This window comes from Verrucosispora sp. CNZ293, from assembly GCF_002754655.1.
The window spans coordinates 6,500,876-6,515,245 of sequence record NZ_PEFR01000001.1 but is presented as its reverse complement, the minus strand read 5'-3'; the positions used below and the strand labels follow the sequence as shown (position 1 = coordinate 6,515,245).

The window sequence follows — 14,370 nt, the reverse complement described above, 5'->3', positions numbered from 1 at the left end:
TCGCGCGAAATCCTCTCCACAACGGAGCGGGATGTCCAGCCCGGCGGAGCGCGGATCTCAGGCGGTGGCGGGCAGCAGCAGGTCGACCAGGACCGGGAAGTGGTCGCTGGCCCGCCGGGTCAGCGGGGTGTCCACCACGTCGTAGTCGACCACGACGATCCGGGGATCGACGAACAGGGCGTCGATGCGCCGTCGGGGGTCGGCGCACGAGTAGGTGAGCCGGTCGGTCCGGTCGGCGGCCACCGCCGCGTCGGTGAGCCCGTCGGCGACCGTACGCCACGCCGGTCCGCCCGGTTCCTCGTTGAGGTCGGCGGCGGCGATCACCGGGTGAGCCGCGGCGGTCACGTCCCGCTTGAACAGCTCGGCCTGCCCTGGACGCTCGGCGGGATCGGTGGACAGGTGTGACCCGGCCACGGTGAACCGGGCGGAGGTGCCCACCCGACAGTCGGCGTACGCGGCGCCCCGCAGGTGGCGGCCCGGGGTGAGCGGGAAGCGCCGGCAGTGGGTCCCGGTCACCCGTACCCGCAGGCTGGTCAGCACCAGGTTGCCCAGCGACGGCAGCCCACCGGCGGCGACCACCAGGCCGAAAGACTCGGCCAACGCGGCCGACTTCTCCCGCCAGCGGAACCGGCGCGGGCCCTCCTGGACGATCACCACGTCCGGCGCCGCCGCGCGCACCACGGCGGCCAGCGCGGCGGTGTCGTCGCGCTGGCCGTGGACGTTGTACGACAGCACACGCAGCGGCACGCCGAGCTCGGTCACCGGGTGTGTCGAGGACACGGGCTAGGCCCGGCGGGCCAGGTCGGCAGCGCCGATGACCCCTGCGGAGTTGCCCAGCTCGGCCGGACGGATCTCGGCCACCGGCAGCCGGCTGCGTTGGGCCAGCGCCTCGGTGAACGAGCGACGGGTGGGGCCCATCAGCAGGTCACCGGCGTCGATGACGCCACCGCCGACGACCAGGATCTGCGGGTCGAGGATCTGCGCCATGTCCGCCAGGCTGGTGCCGAGCCAGCGCCCGACCTGCGCGAATGCCTCGGCAGAGACCGGGTCGCCACCCTTGGCCGCGGCGGTGACCATCGGCCCCGTGATCGCCTCGGCCTCCCCGTCGGCCAGCTCCAGCAGGGTGGCGGCCCGGTGCGGCTCCTGCCGCGCGGCGGCCCGGGCGAACCGGACCAGGGCGCTGCCGCTGGCGTACTGCTCGATGCAACCGAGTCGGCCGCAGCCGCACTGGTGACCGTCGGGAACGGTGAGCATGTGGCCCAGTTCGGCGGCGATGCCGTGGGCGCCCCGGACCAGCTCACCGCCGAGCACGATGCCGCCGCCGACGCCGGTGCCGATGGTGAACATGACCATCGAGTCGTCGGCGTGGCGGGCCGCGCCGTAGCGGAACTCCGCCCAGGCTGCCACGTTGCCGTCGTTCTCGACGATGACCGGCAGTCCGACCGCCGCGCTGACGTACGCCCGCAGGGGCTCGTCGCGCCAGGCCAGATTCGGGGCGAAGAGCACTGTGGAGCGGGTGGCGTCGATCCACCCGGCCGCGCCGATGCCGACCGCCTGGATGTCATGGCCGGCGGCCAGCTCGGCGACCAGCTCGATGATGACGTCGCGGGTCTTGCCGACATCGTCGGCGGGGGTGTCCCGTCGGGTCTGCACGAGGACCGTGCCGGTGTCGTCGACGACACCGCCGGCCACCTTCGTGCCACCGACGTCGACTCCGATGGTCAGCGTCACCGCTGCCACTCCCCTCTGCTGTGCCACCCCGCGCACACCTGCCCTCGCCGGTGGTGCGGGTCGTCCGTGGTCAGGCCCCGTCGCCTGGTGCGCCCTGCCGCCCGCCGGGCACGGCACCGCCGTCCGGTGCGGGCTCGTCACCCGGCACGGGTTCGCCGTCGGGTGCCCGGGAGGCGGGCACCACGCGACGCTCGGTCGACGCCCGGCGTTCAGCCGACGCGACCGGCCCGGCGGCGTCGACGGGCGCGGCGGCCGGGACGGCGACGTCCTCCGCCCGGGTCGCGGCGGACCAGACGTCCCGCTCCGGTGCCGGCTGAGAATCATGCCCGGTACGGGTCGCCTCGCGCCACACGTGATCGCCGTACGGGTCGGCGGAGGCGGTGCCGCTGGCATCGGTGGCGTACCCGGTCGCCGGTTCGGCGGCCGGCCCGGGGCCCGGTTCGGTCGGGGTGAAGGCGCGCAGGAAACTGGCCAGGCCAGCGGCCAGATCCCCGGCACCGGTGGCCAGTCGTTCGGCGAATTCGGGGCTCGGATCGCGCAGCGCGGCGATGCCCCGACATACCGGGCAGACGCAGCATTCGGCGGCACCCGTGGCGAAACCACCCCCGGTGACACCGGACGTGCCGGTCGGGGTCTCATTGTGACCGAGGACACCGGTCACGATCCCGCCGAGCGGCCCCAGCGGCACTGCCGCCGGGTTGGCGGCGGCCAACCGTACGGTGGCCAGCAGAGTGGCGACCAGCCGCTCCGCTTCTTCCCGGGCCGTACCCGGATCTGTCGCACCCATGCTGGGCTCCTCTACCGCGGCGGCCGGGTCGCCGGACGCGTCACTGCGCCGCACCTGATGCTTCTACCCGGCGCTTGAGCTGCTTCAACGCGGCATCCATGATCATTTTCTCGGCCTTGCGCCGGAACATCCCGAGCATCCCGACCGCGAGCTCCACCTCCAGGGTGTAGGTCACGGTGGTACCCCCGTCGGCGTTGGCCACCAGGTCGTACGCGCCCCGCTGCGCCCGCTGCATCTTCGACGGTGCCACCAGGTGCCACTCGATGCGGGACAGGTCCTCGGCGTAGGCGTACGCCAGCACGTACTCGTCGGCCATCACCGTGGCGTCGAGGACGAACCGGACCTGACTGGCGTAACCGTCCTCGTACTCCTCGATCACCTCCGCCTCGCGGACCGCGTCGGTCCACTCCGGGTAGCTCGGGAAGTCACAGATGACCGCGGCCACCCGGTCCGGTGACGCGCCGATGATGATCGACTGGGTGGAGGAGTCCGCCATGCTGGGAGGCTACCGTCCGTTGACCGCCCACGTGCCACGCCGCCCACCTGCGGTGTGCTCCCGGCCGGCCGGGCGGGTAGGTTTCGACACAGCCACCGGCGCAGGTGGCGGCCCGACCCGGTCCTGTGAGCACGAGGGAGTGCAGGTGCGCGAGTTCACCGTCCCGCCGATCGTCACTGTCGGCGATTCGGCCAACCTCACCGATCCGGTCTGGGAGAACGCCGAGGCCGCGCCCGACGCGGTGCAGTTCGTCCGCCGCGACGCGGCGGGTGCCTGGGTCGACGTGACCTGCCGGCAGTTCCGCGACGAGGTGACGGCTGTCGCCCGTGGGCTGGTCGCCGCCGGGGTGCAGCCGGGCGACCGGGTGGCGTTGATGAGCCGCACCCGGTACGAGTGGACGCTCGCCGACTACGCCATCTGGGCGGCCGGTGCGGTCACCGTGCCGATCTACGAGACCTCCAGCGCCGAGCAGGCGTCCTGGATCCTGGGCGACTCCGGGGCGGTGGCCGTCGTGGTGGAGACCACCGCACACGCCACGCTGGTGGCTGGTGTCCGGGACCGGTTGCCCGCGCTGTCCCACGTCTGGCAGATCGACCTCGGCGGGGTGGACGACCTGGTGGCCGCCGGTGCGGCGGTGGAACCGGCCGAGATCGACCGCCGCCGCGCGGGGCTGCGCTCCTCGGACATGGCGACGATCATCTACACCAGCGGCACCACCGGTCGGCCCAAGGGCTGCGTGCTGACCCACCGCAACATGTACGCCGACATCGCCAACGCCGTGCCGGTGCTGCCGAACCTGTTCGGCCCCAACGCGTCGACCCTGCTGTTCCTGCCGCTCGCGCACGCCTTCGCCCGGCTCATCCAGATCGGCGTGGTGCAGGCCCGCGCCACCATGGCGCACTGCTCGGACACCAAGGATCTGGTCGCCCAGCTCCAGGAGGTCAAGCCGACCTTCGTGCTGTCGGTGCCCCGGGTCTTCGAGAAGGTCTACAACGGCGCCAAGCAGAAGGCCGAGGCCGGCGGCAAGGGCAAGATCTTCGCCCGGGCCGAGGCGGTCGCCATCGCGTACAGCGAGGCGCTGGAGACCTCCGGCGGGCCGGGCCTGGCGCTGCATGCCCAGCACGCGCTCTTCGACCGGCTGGTCTACGGCAAGCTGCGGGCCGCGCTCGGCGGGCGGTGCCGCGACGCGATCTCCGGCGGCGCGCCACTCGGTGCCCGGCTCGGTCACTTCTTCCGGGGCGTCGGCGTGACCGTCTGCGAGGGGTACGGCCTGACCGAGACCTCTCCCGCAGCCTCGGCCAACCTGCCCGGGTTCACCCGGATCGGCACTGTCGGCCGGCCGCTGCCGGGCGTGACCATCCGCATCGACGACGACGGTGAGGTGCTCATCGCCGGCGATCTCATCTTCCAGGGGTACTGGCACAACGACGAGGCCACCGCCGAGGCGATCACCGCCGACGGCTGGTTCCGCACCGGCGACCTGGGCTCCCTCGACGGCGACGGCTACCTGACCATCACCGGCCGGAAGAAGGAGATCATCGTGACCGCCGGGGCAAGAACGTCGCCCCCGCCGTACTGGAGGACCAGGTCCGGGCGCACCGCCTGGTCAGCCAGTGCGTCGTGGTCGGTGACCGGCAGCCGTTCATCGCCGCGCTGATCACCCTCGACGAGGAGGCCCTGCCGGGTTGGCTGGAGTCGGCCGGGCTGCCGGCCGACACCGGGATCGAGGTGCTACGCCAGCACGAGGGGCTGCGGGCCGAGATCCAGGCCGCGGTGGACCGGGCCAACCAGTCGGTCTCCAAGGCCGAGGCGATAAAGGTCTTCCGGGTGCTGCCGCGCGACTTCACCGAGGCGACCGGGGAGTTGACCCCGTCGCTGAAGGTCAAGCGTCAGGTCGTCCACAAGACCTACGCGGCGGAAATCGCCGACATCTACCGCGGCTGACTACCATCCGTCACGTGCCCGCCTCGACATCCGCCCTGGCCCGCTCGCACCCGCTCGCCGCGGCGGCGCGCGTCGTCGTCCTCACGCTCGTCGCCGTCCTGACCCTGTTCGCCACCCGCGACGTGACCCAGCTCTGGTGGATCGTCCTGCTGGCGCTGGCCGGGCTGCCGGCGATGCTGGCACCCCAGCACCGGCTCGTCGGCCCGCTCAGCCGGGTGGCGGAGGTGCTGGTGCTCGGTCTGGCGGCCAGCCAGGTCGCCGCGGTGGCCACCGTCGGCGGTCACATCGGCGGGCTGGGTGCCTCCGCCGTGCTGCCCTACCTCGCGGTGCCGGTGACCGTCACCGCGCTACGTCGCCGCTTCCGCGAGGGCGCGGCGCTGATCGCCGTGACCGCCGGCAGCCTGCTGGTCGCCGGCGCGATCACCGAGGTCGGCGGTGTGCGCCAGCTGAGCCAGCCCGGATATCTCGCCGTCTGCGCGCAGTGGCTGATCCTGGCCGCCCTCGGTCTCTACGCCGCCGGCACGCTGCATCGGGTGATGCAGGCCCGGCACGACAGCAAACCCCAGCCGTACGCCGAGGCGACCCGGCTGCTGACCCAGTTGCGTACCGTGGCCCGCCAGCTGCCCGGGGCCACGCTGGACCCGGGCGGGATCTCCGAGCACCTGTTGGAGGAACTGCGCACGGTGGCCCGTACCGACCGGGGCGCGGTGCTCTCCGCCAGCGGTGGTGGCCGGCTGGTGGTGCTCGCCCAGCTCGGTGCCGACCGGGTCGACTGGGAGACCACGATCGACGCGGACTCCGCCATCGCCGACGCCTGGGCCAGCCAGCAGTCGCAGACCGCAACCCGCTCGCAGTCCCGCTCGCACCGGAGTGGTGAGGTCTCGGCGCTGATCGTGCCGCTGGTGGCCGGGTTGCGCACGGTGGGCCTGGTGGTGTTGGAGACCGACACGGCGAACGCGTACCCGCCGCCGGTGGTGGCGCAGGTGACCGGGCTGACCGGCCCGGCCGCGCTGCGTCTGGAGGCCGCCCTGCTCTTCGACGAGGTGCGCTCGCTGGCCACCAACGAGGAGCGGCAGCGGCTGGCCCGGGAGATCCACGACGGGGTGGCCCAGGAACTGGTGATGGTCGGCTACGGCATCGACAACGCCCTGGCCACCGTCCACGAGGATGCCGAGGAGACCGCCGAGTCGCTGCGCCTGCTCCGCCAGGAGGTGACCCGGGTGATCACCGAGCTGCGGCTGAGCCTGTTCGAGCTGCGCAGCGAGGTGGACCGGCACGGTGGCCTGGCCGCCGCGATCGCCGAGTACGCCCGCACCGTCGGCGCCTCCGGCGGCCTGCGGGTGCACCTGTCGCTGGACGAGTCGACAGCCCGGCTGCCCGCCGCGACCGAGGCCGAGTTGCTGCGCATCGCCCAGGAGGCGGTCACCAACGCGCGCAAGCACGCCGGCGCGGCCAATCTCTGGGTCACCTGCGAGGTGGATCCGCCGTACGCGCAGATCGAAGTGTCGGATGACGGTCACGGCATAGGTGACCAGCGCTCGGACGGGCACTATGGTCTTGCGATCATGGCCGAGAGAGCGGAACGTATCCGGGGCCGGTTGGAGATCAGGCCGCGGCAGCCGAGCGGGACGACCGTCGCGGTGGTGGTCGGTTCACCGCCCCGGCGCGATAACGTTCGCGGTAGCGCCGCCGCAGCAGAAGGGGAGTAAGCCGAGGATGACCACAAGCCCGACACCGGCAACCCGTACCAAGGTCCTCCTTGTCGACGATCACGACTTGATCCGCAAGGGCCTGCGGCACGCCTTCGAGCGCGACCGGCAGTTCGAGGTCGTCGGCGAGGCGGCCACGGCGGCGGAGGGCGTCCGGCAGGCCGGTGCCCTGCAGCCGGACGTGGTGATCATGGATCTGCGGCTGCCCGACGGCAGCGGCCTGGAGGCCACCCGGGCGCTGCGCAAGTCCAGTTCGTCCATGGGCATCGTGGTGCTCACCATGTACGCCGGCGACGACCAGCTCTTCGGTGCCCTGGAGGCCGGTGCCAGCGCGTTCGTGCCGAAGACCGCGCCGGCCGACGAGGTCGTCGCCGCCGCCCGGCACGCCGCCTCCTCCCCCAGCGCCTTCACCGCCGCCGACCTGGCCGAGGCGATGAAGCGTCGACTCGCCCCGTCCGGCCCGCAGCTGTCCCCCGCGAGGGTCAGGTGCTGCGGCTGCTCGCCGACGGAATGAGCGTCGCCGGCATCGCCAAGCAGCTGTTCGTCAGCGAGTCGACGGCCAAGACGCACATCTCGAAGCTCTACGAGAAGCTCGGCGCGGCCAACCGCGCGCAGGCGCTGATGACCGCGCTGCGGCTCGGCCTGCTCGAAGCGCCGGACGCGCCGAAGTTCTGAGGCGCCCGGCGCGGCACCGACGGGGATCCGTGTCCCGCCCCCCGGCGGGCACGGATCGTCGCATCGATCGCCCTCCGCACGGACCGGCTATGGCCTCCCTCGCGAAAGCGGGGCAGAATACCCGCCGGGGCGCCGTCGCCCCGAGGGCGTGCGAAGGGGTGAGGTCATTGCAGCGGCCGGACTGGGCACCCGAGACGATCGACGTCGAACGTCCCAGCGTCGCGCGCATGTACGACTACTATCTCGGCGGCTCGCACAACTTCGCGGTGGACCGGGCCGCGGCTCGGGCGATGGTGGCGGCGGTGCCGCAGGCGCCGCTGATGGCCCAGGCCAATCGTGCGTTCCTGCGCCGAGCCGTGCAGTTCCTCACCGACGCCGGCATCCGGCAGTTCCTGGACATCGGCTCCGGCATCCCCACCGTGGGCAACGTGCACGAGATCGCGCAGCGGCACGCCCCCGACTCGCGGGTGGTCTACGTCGACGTCGACCCGGTCGCCGTGGCGCACAGTCGGGAGATCCTGGCCGGCAACGACCGTACGGCTGTGGTCCAGGAGGACCTGCGCCACCCCGACCGGATCCTGGGCCACCCCGACGTCCGCGCGATGCTCGACTTCTCCCAGCCGATGGCCGTGCTGGTGGTGGCGGTGCTGCACTTCGTCGCCGACGACGACCGGCCGGCCGAGGTGCTGCGGACCCTGCGCACGGCCCTGGCCCCCGGCAGCTACCTGGTCCTGTCGCAGGCCAGCGACGACGGCCGGGACGAGACCGAGCGGGCCGAGGCCGAGGAGGTATACCGGCGCACCGACAACCCACTGTGGGTACGCAGCCGGACCGAGCTGACCGGGTTCTTCGACGGCTTCGAGCTTGTCGACCCCGGAGTGGTGTGGGTGCCGCAGTGGCGTCCGGAGACCCCGGAGAGCGCCGAGGACGCCGAACGGGCGGTGTTCCTCGGCGGGGTCGGGCGACTCGGTGGCTGAGCCTCCGGACGGCCGGCCCTGCGTCGGCGTGTTCGCCCGCGCCTGGGCGAAGGCGGTGGCCGGCACCAGCTACCTGCCGATGACCCACGCCCAGTTGGAGACGCTGCTCCAGCGGCTCACCAATCTGCTGGCCGAGGCGCTGCGGGCGGAGCCGCTCGACCTGCGGGTGGGTCACCGGATCGCCGATGAGCTGGTCGCCGCGCACATCGCCTCCGCCGAGGCGCTCGGCCGGACCGTGGAGGTGATCCAGCTTCGCCTGGTCCGCGACCTCGACCTGGTGGCCGACGACATCGAGGACCGGATGGCCCGCCTGCTGGGCGCGGTGGCCACCGGCTACGCCCGGGCGCTGCGGGACCGGACCCTCGACGAGCAGGAGTCCATCCGGCGTGCCGCGATGACCGCCCAGGCCGAGGCGGAGCAGGCCCTGCGGGCCAGTGAGGCCCGCTTCCGGCACCAGGCCACCCACGACCCGTTGACCGATTTGCCGAACCGCACGCTCTTCGCCGAACGCCTCGCCGCCGCCGTCGACGGGTCGGCCGGCAGCGGCCGCCGGGTCGGGCTGTGCTTCCTCGATCTCGACCGGTTCAAGCGGGTCAACGACTCGTTCGGACACCAGATCGGCGACCGGGCGCTTGTCGCGGCGGCACGGCGACTGCGGCGCGCGGTCGAGCCGCACCTTGTCGCGCGGCTCGGTGGCGACGCCTTCGTGGTACTCGTCGAGCGCTCGACCGGCACCGGGGACGTGGTCGCCGTCGCCGAGGCGGCGCTGGCGGCGCTCTCCGAGCCGGTGGTGGTCGACGGGCACGACGTGACGGTCACCGCGAGCGTGGGCATCGTGGAGCGGCGGGTCGCCGGGACCTCACCCGACGACCTGATGCGCGCCGCCGGCAGCACCCTGCACTGGGCCAAGTCCGCCGGGGGCGCGGGCTGGGCGCTGTACGACGCGGAGCGCGACGGCCGGGAGCAGGCCCGCCAGGAGCTGAGCGCGGCCATCCCGGCGGGACTGGAACGGGGTGAGTTCTTCCTCGACTACCAGCCGTTGACCTCGTTGCACGACGGCTCGCTGCTGGGCGTGGAGGCGCTGGTCCGGTGGCGTCACCCACGGCTGGGTGTGCTGCGCCCGGACAGCTTCATCGGCCTGGCCGAGGAGACCGGGTTGATCGTGCAGCTCGGCGGCTGGGTGCTCGCCGAGGCGTGTCGCGAGGCGGTCGGCTGGACGTCCGCCTCGGGCCAGCCGCCGTACGTCAGCGTGAACCTGGCGGTCCGTCAGGTCCGCCGTCCGGGGCTGGTGCAGGAAGTGCGGGCCCTGCTGCGGCGTACCGGCCTGCCGCCCAACCGGCTCCAGCTGGAGATCACCGAGAGCACCATGATGACCACGTCCGAGGAGCCGGTACGCGCCCTTCGTGCCCTCGCCGACCTGGGCATCCGGATCGCCATCGACGATTTCGGCACCGGCTACAGCAACCTGGCCTACCTGCGGGACCTGCCGGTGACCGAGTTGAAGGTGGCAGGTGAGTTCGTCCGTGGCCTGCGCGCCCCGGAGGCCCGCGCCGACGAGCGGATCCTGGCCTCGCTGGTCTCGCTGGCGCACGCGCTGGACCTGACGGTGACCGCCGAGGGCGTGGAGACCGGCGGGCAGGCCGAACGGCTGCGGGCGATCGGCTGCGATGCCGGCCAGGGCTGGCACTTCGGCCGCCCCGCTCCCCCCGACCACATCCTCGCCCGCATCCGTTGAGCCAGCCTCCGCCGCCACCGCAACCCTGTACCAGCCACCGTCGCCACCCGAACCAGGGTGTGCGGACACTGTCGAGCTGAACCGTTCGTGCTATCGCCGAACCACATGGCACCGTCGGGTCACGGCGCCGTCGGGCCACGGCGCCGCCGGACCGTGAGCGGTTAGCGATCCGCCTGCGCTCTCAGCTCGACAGCGTGCCCGACACCATCACCGGCCCCGGGCCCGAGGCACCCGCGTGCCCGAACCAGACCACCACCCGAGGCCCGTCGGTGGCTCAGCCGGCGAGCAGCGTCGCCAGGCGTTGCGCCTGCCGCTCCCAGCGCCACTCCCGCTCCACCCAGGCGCGGCCGGCGGCGCCGAACTGCCGGGCGAGGTCGCGGTCGGCCAGCAGGGTGGCCACCCGGTCGGCGAGTTCCGCGAGGTCCCGACCGTCCACCACGTAGCCGGTCTCGTCCTGACGCACCGCGTCCGGCGCGCCACCGGAGTTGCCGGCCACCACCGGCAGGCCGGTCGCCGACGCCTCCAGGTAGACGATGCCGAGCCCTTCGACGTCCAACCCCCGGTTGCGGGTGCGACACGGCATGGCGTACACGTCGCCGGCCGCGTAGTGGGCGGGCAGCTCGGCCGAGGGCACCGAGCCGGTGAAGACCACGTCCCGCTCCACCCCGGACTGGCGGGCCAGCCGGGCCAGCGTGGCCCGGTACGGTCCGCCGCCGACCACCAGCAGCGCGGCGTCGGGCACCCGACGGTGGATCAGCGGCAGCGCCCGGATCAGCATGTCCTGGCCCTTGCGGGGCACCAGCCGGGACACGCAGACCACCACCGGCCGGTCGGACAGGCCGAGCCGGTGCCGGACCGCGCCGCCGTCGACGGACGGGTGGTAGACGTCGGTGTCCACGCCGGGCGCGAGCTGCCGCAGCTCGGTCCGGCCGTCCAGTGCCCGGGCCAGCCGGGTGCGGGTGTACTCCCCCAGGTAGGTCACCACGTCGGTGTCCCGGCCGATGCGCCGCAGCGCGGCCCGGGCCACCGGCAGCGCCGCCCAGCCGACCTCGTGACCGTGGGTCAGGGCGACAGCGCGCCGGATCCCGGCCCGGCGACGCAACCCGGCGGCGAGCAGGCCGAGCGGCGCCGCCGCGCCGAACCAGACCGTGTCACACCCGTACGAGAGGGCCAGCCGGGCGGCCCGGCGCGCCACCAGCGGGGTGGGCAGCAGCACCTTGGTGCGCTCTCGAACCACCTCGAACGGCTGGTCGGCGTCGAACTTGTCCGCCCCGGCCCAGCGTGACGCGTACACCACCACCGAACCGGCCGGCTGGCGCACCGCGAGATTGTGCACGAACGACTGGATACCGCCCGGCCGGGGCGGAAAATCATTCGTGACAAGCAACGTGCGGCTCACCGGCCAACCTCTCTGGCGTACGCGCGGGCGGCGGCGATCCGCTCCACGGTGGACGGATGCGACGCCGAGTAGAGGTACTCCCAGCGGGGCGGATCGGGGTCGGAGAGGTTGACCGCGGAGAGCCGACGCTGCATCGACTCGAACGCGACCGGGTCGTTCGTCAACGCCAGCGCGTGCGCGTCGGCGCGGGCCTCGACCCGCCGCGACATCAGCGCCTGCACCGGGGCGAACACCAGGCCGGCCACCGTGACCAGGGCGAGCAGCAACGGAAACGCGCGGGGTTGCGCCACCGAGTCGACACCGGCCAGGCGCAGCAGCGGCGGCCAGGAGCCGATCAGGTAGAGCGCCACCACGGCGGCGGCGGCGCCGAGCGCGCCGGTGAGTGTGCCGACCGGTACGTCCCGGTCCCGGGCGTGGCCCAGCTCGTGCGCCACCACCGCCGTCACCTCGGCCGGCGTCGCCTCGCGCAGCAGGTTGTCGTAGACCACCACCCGGCGGGTCGGGCCCAAGCCCGAGACGTACGCGTTCACCGCCCGGGTGCGCCGGGACGCGTCGGCGACGAGCACGTCGCGCACCGGCACTCCGTCGCGTTCGGCCAGCTCCATCAGCTGGCTGCGCAGCGGCGACGGCTCCATCGGGCTGAACCGGTTGAAGACCGGCTCGACAAGCACCGGGAGCACGAAGGAGAGCAGCGCCACAAGGGTGGCCGCACCGGCCGCGCCGAACGCCCACCACCAGCGGGGGGCGAGTCGCACAACCGTGTAGAAGCCGAGCAACGCCACAGCGCCGATGACGGCGCTCACCGCGTACGACTTGAGCAGGTCCACCGCCCAGCCACCCCAGCCGTTGGTGGCCAGCCCGTAGCGGGTGAGCACGCCGTGCCGCCAGGCCGAGAACGGCAGCGTCACCAGGTCGGCGACCAGCACCACGGCCAGCCCGCCGAGGGTCGCCTGCGCGATCCAGTGGTCGCCGAAGGGCCGCCCGGCCAACTCGATCAACCGGCTGCCCAGCGGGGTCAACCCGAGCGCCAGCGCCACCAGCAGCCCGACGCCGAGCGCCGCCCATCCGCCGGGACGCAGCGCGGACCGGAACTCCCGGGCCCGCTCCACCTGCTCGGTCGGCAGGTCCCGCAGGGCGGCGAGCTGGTCGGCCCGGGGGGCCGGCGGACGCTGCCACGGGATCAGCACGAGTGCCGCCACGACCAGGGCGACAGCCAGTCCGGCCAGGGTCAGCAGCGCCCACCCGCGCGGACTCACCGCGCCGCCCCGCTCGACGCCGGCGACCCGCCGCCGCTGCGAACGCCAACCGACAGGTCGTCCGCCGTGCGCCTCATACCGCCGCTCCTGTCGCCATGGGCGCCCATCCTATGTCCCGGGGCGTGCCCGTCCCGCGCCCGTCGTCCCACCCACCCCCGGGCCGGCCGGGATCGTGGCAGCGGGTCAGGACCGCGACAGCCGGCGCAGCAGCGAGTCGGCCCCCAGCGGGTACGCCCCGTGCCGGCGTACCCCGTCGGCGACCTCACGGTCGGAGGACACCACCACCACGGGTCGCCCGGGCGGTTCGGCGCGGACCAGCCGGCGGATCAACTCGTCGGCGGTCTCGCCCTTGCGGGAGAACAGCACCCGCACACCACGCGGGGTTGGTGGTAGGCCGTGCACCCGTTCGGCCCCGTCGAAGACGACAGTCACCTCGTCACCGGTCTGCGCGGCGATCCCACCGAGGCCGGTGACCAGGCGCTTGCGCTGCTGCTCCAGGGACATCTCGCCGAAGCCCCGTTTGGTCACGTTGTAGCCGTCGACCACCAGGTGCGCCCGGGGCAGCGCGAGCAGCTGGTCCAGCCGGGCCGGGTCGTCGGTGTCCTGGGCGCGGGCGGCGGCCGCAGTGACGGTGGCGGCGGGAGAATCGGAGAAGGAGTCGGCCACGAAGTCCGCGGGCAGTTTGTCGACCGGGTCCAGCGCCAGTTCCCGGCGCAGCCCGAGGGCGGCCTGGCCGATCGTCTCCAACAGCAACCACAGTCGCGCGTCGTCGACCGAGCGGGCCTCCTTGGCGCTGCTGCGGGCCACCCCGGCCGCCGCCTCGGCCTCGGCCAACCGGGCCCGGACGCGCCGCAGTTCGGCGTCCGCGTCGGCGGCGGCGCGGGCGGCCCGGCCTCGCTCGGTGGCCAGCAGCTCGCTCGCCCGGCGCTCCCGGGACTGGCTCTCCCGCAGCGTACGGGCCAGCTGCCGGGCCTCCTCGCGGAGTTGGCCCAGCTCCTCACGCACCCGGGCCAGCTCGTCGCGCAGCTTGTCGGCCTCGACCCGGGCCACCGCCCGGTCGTGCTCGGCCCGGGTGGCCCGCTGCTCGGCCTGCCGGACCAGTTCGGCCACGACCGCCGTGTCCGCCTCGGCGCGAACCGCCGCCCCGCTGGCGTCGATCAACTCCCGCCAGCCGCGCGGGCGGGCCAGGTACGCCAGGGCGGCCACCTCGACCGGGTCGGCGGCGGCGGGGGCGGTGCCGTCCACCACGGCGGCGCCCAGGTCACCGACGTCGGCCAGGACCCGGGCGGTGACCCGCTGCCGGAACAGCGGATCGGCCGCGAGTTGCGCGGCGATCACCGGCGCGCCGAGCCGGGCCCGTCGATTCGGGGCGAACTTGGCGACCCGGCGCAGCGGCACCGGCACTTCGTCAGCGGGCAGGCCGGGCAGTACGGCGGCGGTGAGCGAGACGATCCGCTGGCGTACCGGCTCGGGCAGACTCGGCTCCGGCTCGGGCTGCGCCTGGTCCGCCGGCCCGGTGCCCGGCACCGGGTCGTCGGTGGGACCGTCACCGGCCGCGGGCACCGCGACGACCTGCTCCTCCTGCGGGAGGTTGTCGTCGTGCGGCTCGGTGAGGGGCATGTGGCAAGTCTCCCACCGCGACCGGGCCCACCGCCCGGTGA

The 14,370-nt window shown here is 73.7% G+C and carries 10 protein-coding genes and 2 pseudogenes; 5 read left to right on the top strand and 7 right to left on the bottom strand.

Features of this window, described 5'->3' with window-relative positions; genetic code table 11:
• Positions 1–57: 57 nt before the first annotated feature.
• The 4 genes from CLT74_RS29755 to CLT74_RS29740 all read right to left on the bottom strand — a co-directional run bounded on the left by CLT74_RS29755 (position 58) and on the right by CLT74_RS29740 (position 3,014).
• Entirely contained in the window at positions 58–762 is a 705-nt protein-coding gene (locus CLT74_RS29755; RefSeq protein ID WP_099853427.1) for an endonuclease/exonuclease/phosphatase family protein, read from the bottom strand.
• A 21-nt stretch (positions 763–783) separates the two neighbouring features.
• Positions 784–1,731, bottom strand: a complete 948-nt coding sequence (locus tag CLT74_RS29750; RefSeq protein WP_099850891.1) for an ROK family glucokinase — start codon at positions 1,729–1,731, stop codon at positions 784–786.
• Positions 1,732–1,801: 70 nt separating this feature from the next.
• Complete coding sequence (locus CLT74_RS29745) at positions 1,802–2,518, bottom strand: hypothetical protein (protein WP_486582679.1); 717 nt, start codon at positions 2,516–2,518, stop codon at positions 1,802–1,804.
• 40 nt (positions 2,519–2,558) lie between these two features.
• On the bottom strand, positions 2,559–3,014 hold the full coding sequence (locus CLT74_RS29740) for an SRPBCC family protein (RefSeq protein WP_099850890.1): 456 nt from the start codon (positions 3,012–3,014) through the stop codon (positions 2,559–2,561).
• A gap of 145 nt (positions 3,015–3,159) precedes the next feature.
• Between CLT74_RS29740 and CLT74_RS29735 the strand changes: the two are divergent.
• The 5 genes and pseudogenes from CLT74_RS29735 (at position 3,160) to CLT74_RS29715 (ending at position 10,054) form a co-directional block, all read left to right on the top strand.
• A pseudogene (locus tag CLT74_RS29735) lies at positions 3,160–4,958 on the top strand (AMP-dependent synthetase/ligase).
• A 14-nt stretch (positions 4,959–4,972) separates the two neighbouring features.
• Positions 4,973–6,667 carry a GAF domain-containing sensor histidine kinase gene (locus tag CLT74_RS29730; RefSeq protein ID WP_099850888.1) on the top strand — a complete coding sequence of 565 codons (1,695 nt, stop codon included), beginning with the start codon at positions 4,973–4,975 and terminating at the stop codon, positions 6,665–6,667.
• Positions 6,668–6,674: 7 nt separating this feature from the next.
• A pseudogene (locus tag CLT74_RS29725) lies at positions 6,675–7,342 on the top strand (response regulator transcription factor).
• A 167-nt stretch (positions 7,343–7,509) separates the two neighbouring features.
• Entirely contained in the window at positions 7,510–8,319 is an 810-nt protein-coding gene (locus CLT74_RS29720) for an SAM-dependent methyltransferase (protein WP_099850886.1), read from the top strand.
• Positions 8,320–8,398: 79 nt separating this feature from the next.
• Positions 8,399–10,054: a bifunctional diguanylate cyclase/phosphodiesterase gene (locus CLT74_RS29715; protein WP_199172443.1), complete on the top strand. Its 1,656-nt coding sequence runs from the start codon at positions 8,399–8,401 to the stop codon at positions 10,052–10,054.
• A 274-nt stretch (positions 10,055–10,328) separates the two neighbouring features.
• Here CLT74_RS29715 and CLT74_RS29710 read toward each other — a convergent pair whose 3' ends face one another.
• From CLT74_RS29710 to CLT74_RS29700, 3 genes are all read right to left on the bottom strand, one after another.
• Positions 10,329–11,453: a glycosyltransferase family 4 protein gene (locus CLT74_RS29710; protein WP_099850880.1), complete on the bottom strand. Its 1,125-nt coding sequence runs from the start codon at positions 11,451–11,453 to the stop codon at positions 10,329–10,331.
• On the bottom strand, positions 11,450–12,709 hold the full coding sequence (locus tag CLT74_RS29705) for a M48 family metallopeptidase (protein ID WP_099850877.1): 1,260 nt from the start codon (positions 12,707–12,709) through the stop codon (positions 11,450–11,452). Before CLT74_RS29705 ends, CLT74_RS29710 begins: the two co-directional genes overlap by 4 nt.
• A 183-nt stretch (positions 12,710–12,892) precedes the next feature.
• The gene (locus tag CLT74_RS29700; protein ID WP_099850875.1) at positions 12,893–14,329 is read right to left on the bottom strand and encodes an NYN domain-containing protein; all 1,437 of its coding nucleotides are present in this window, start codon (positions 14,327–14,329) and stop codon (positions 12,893–12,895) included.
• Positions 14,330–14,370 lie beyond the last annotated feature (41 nt).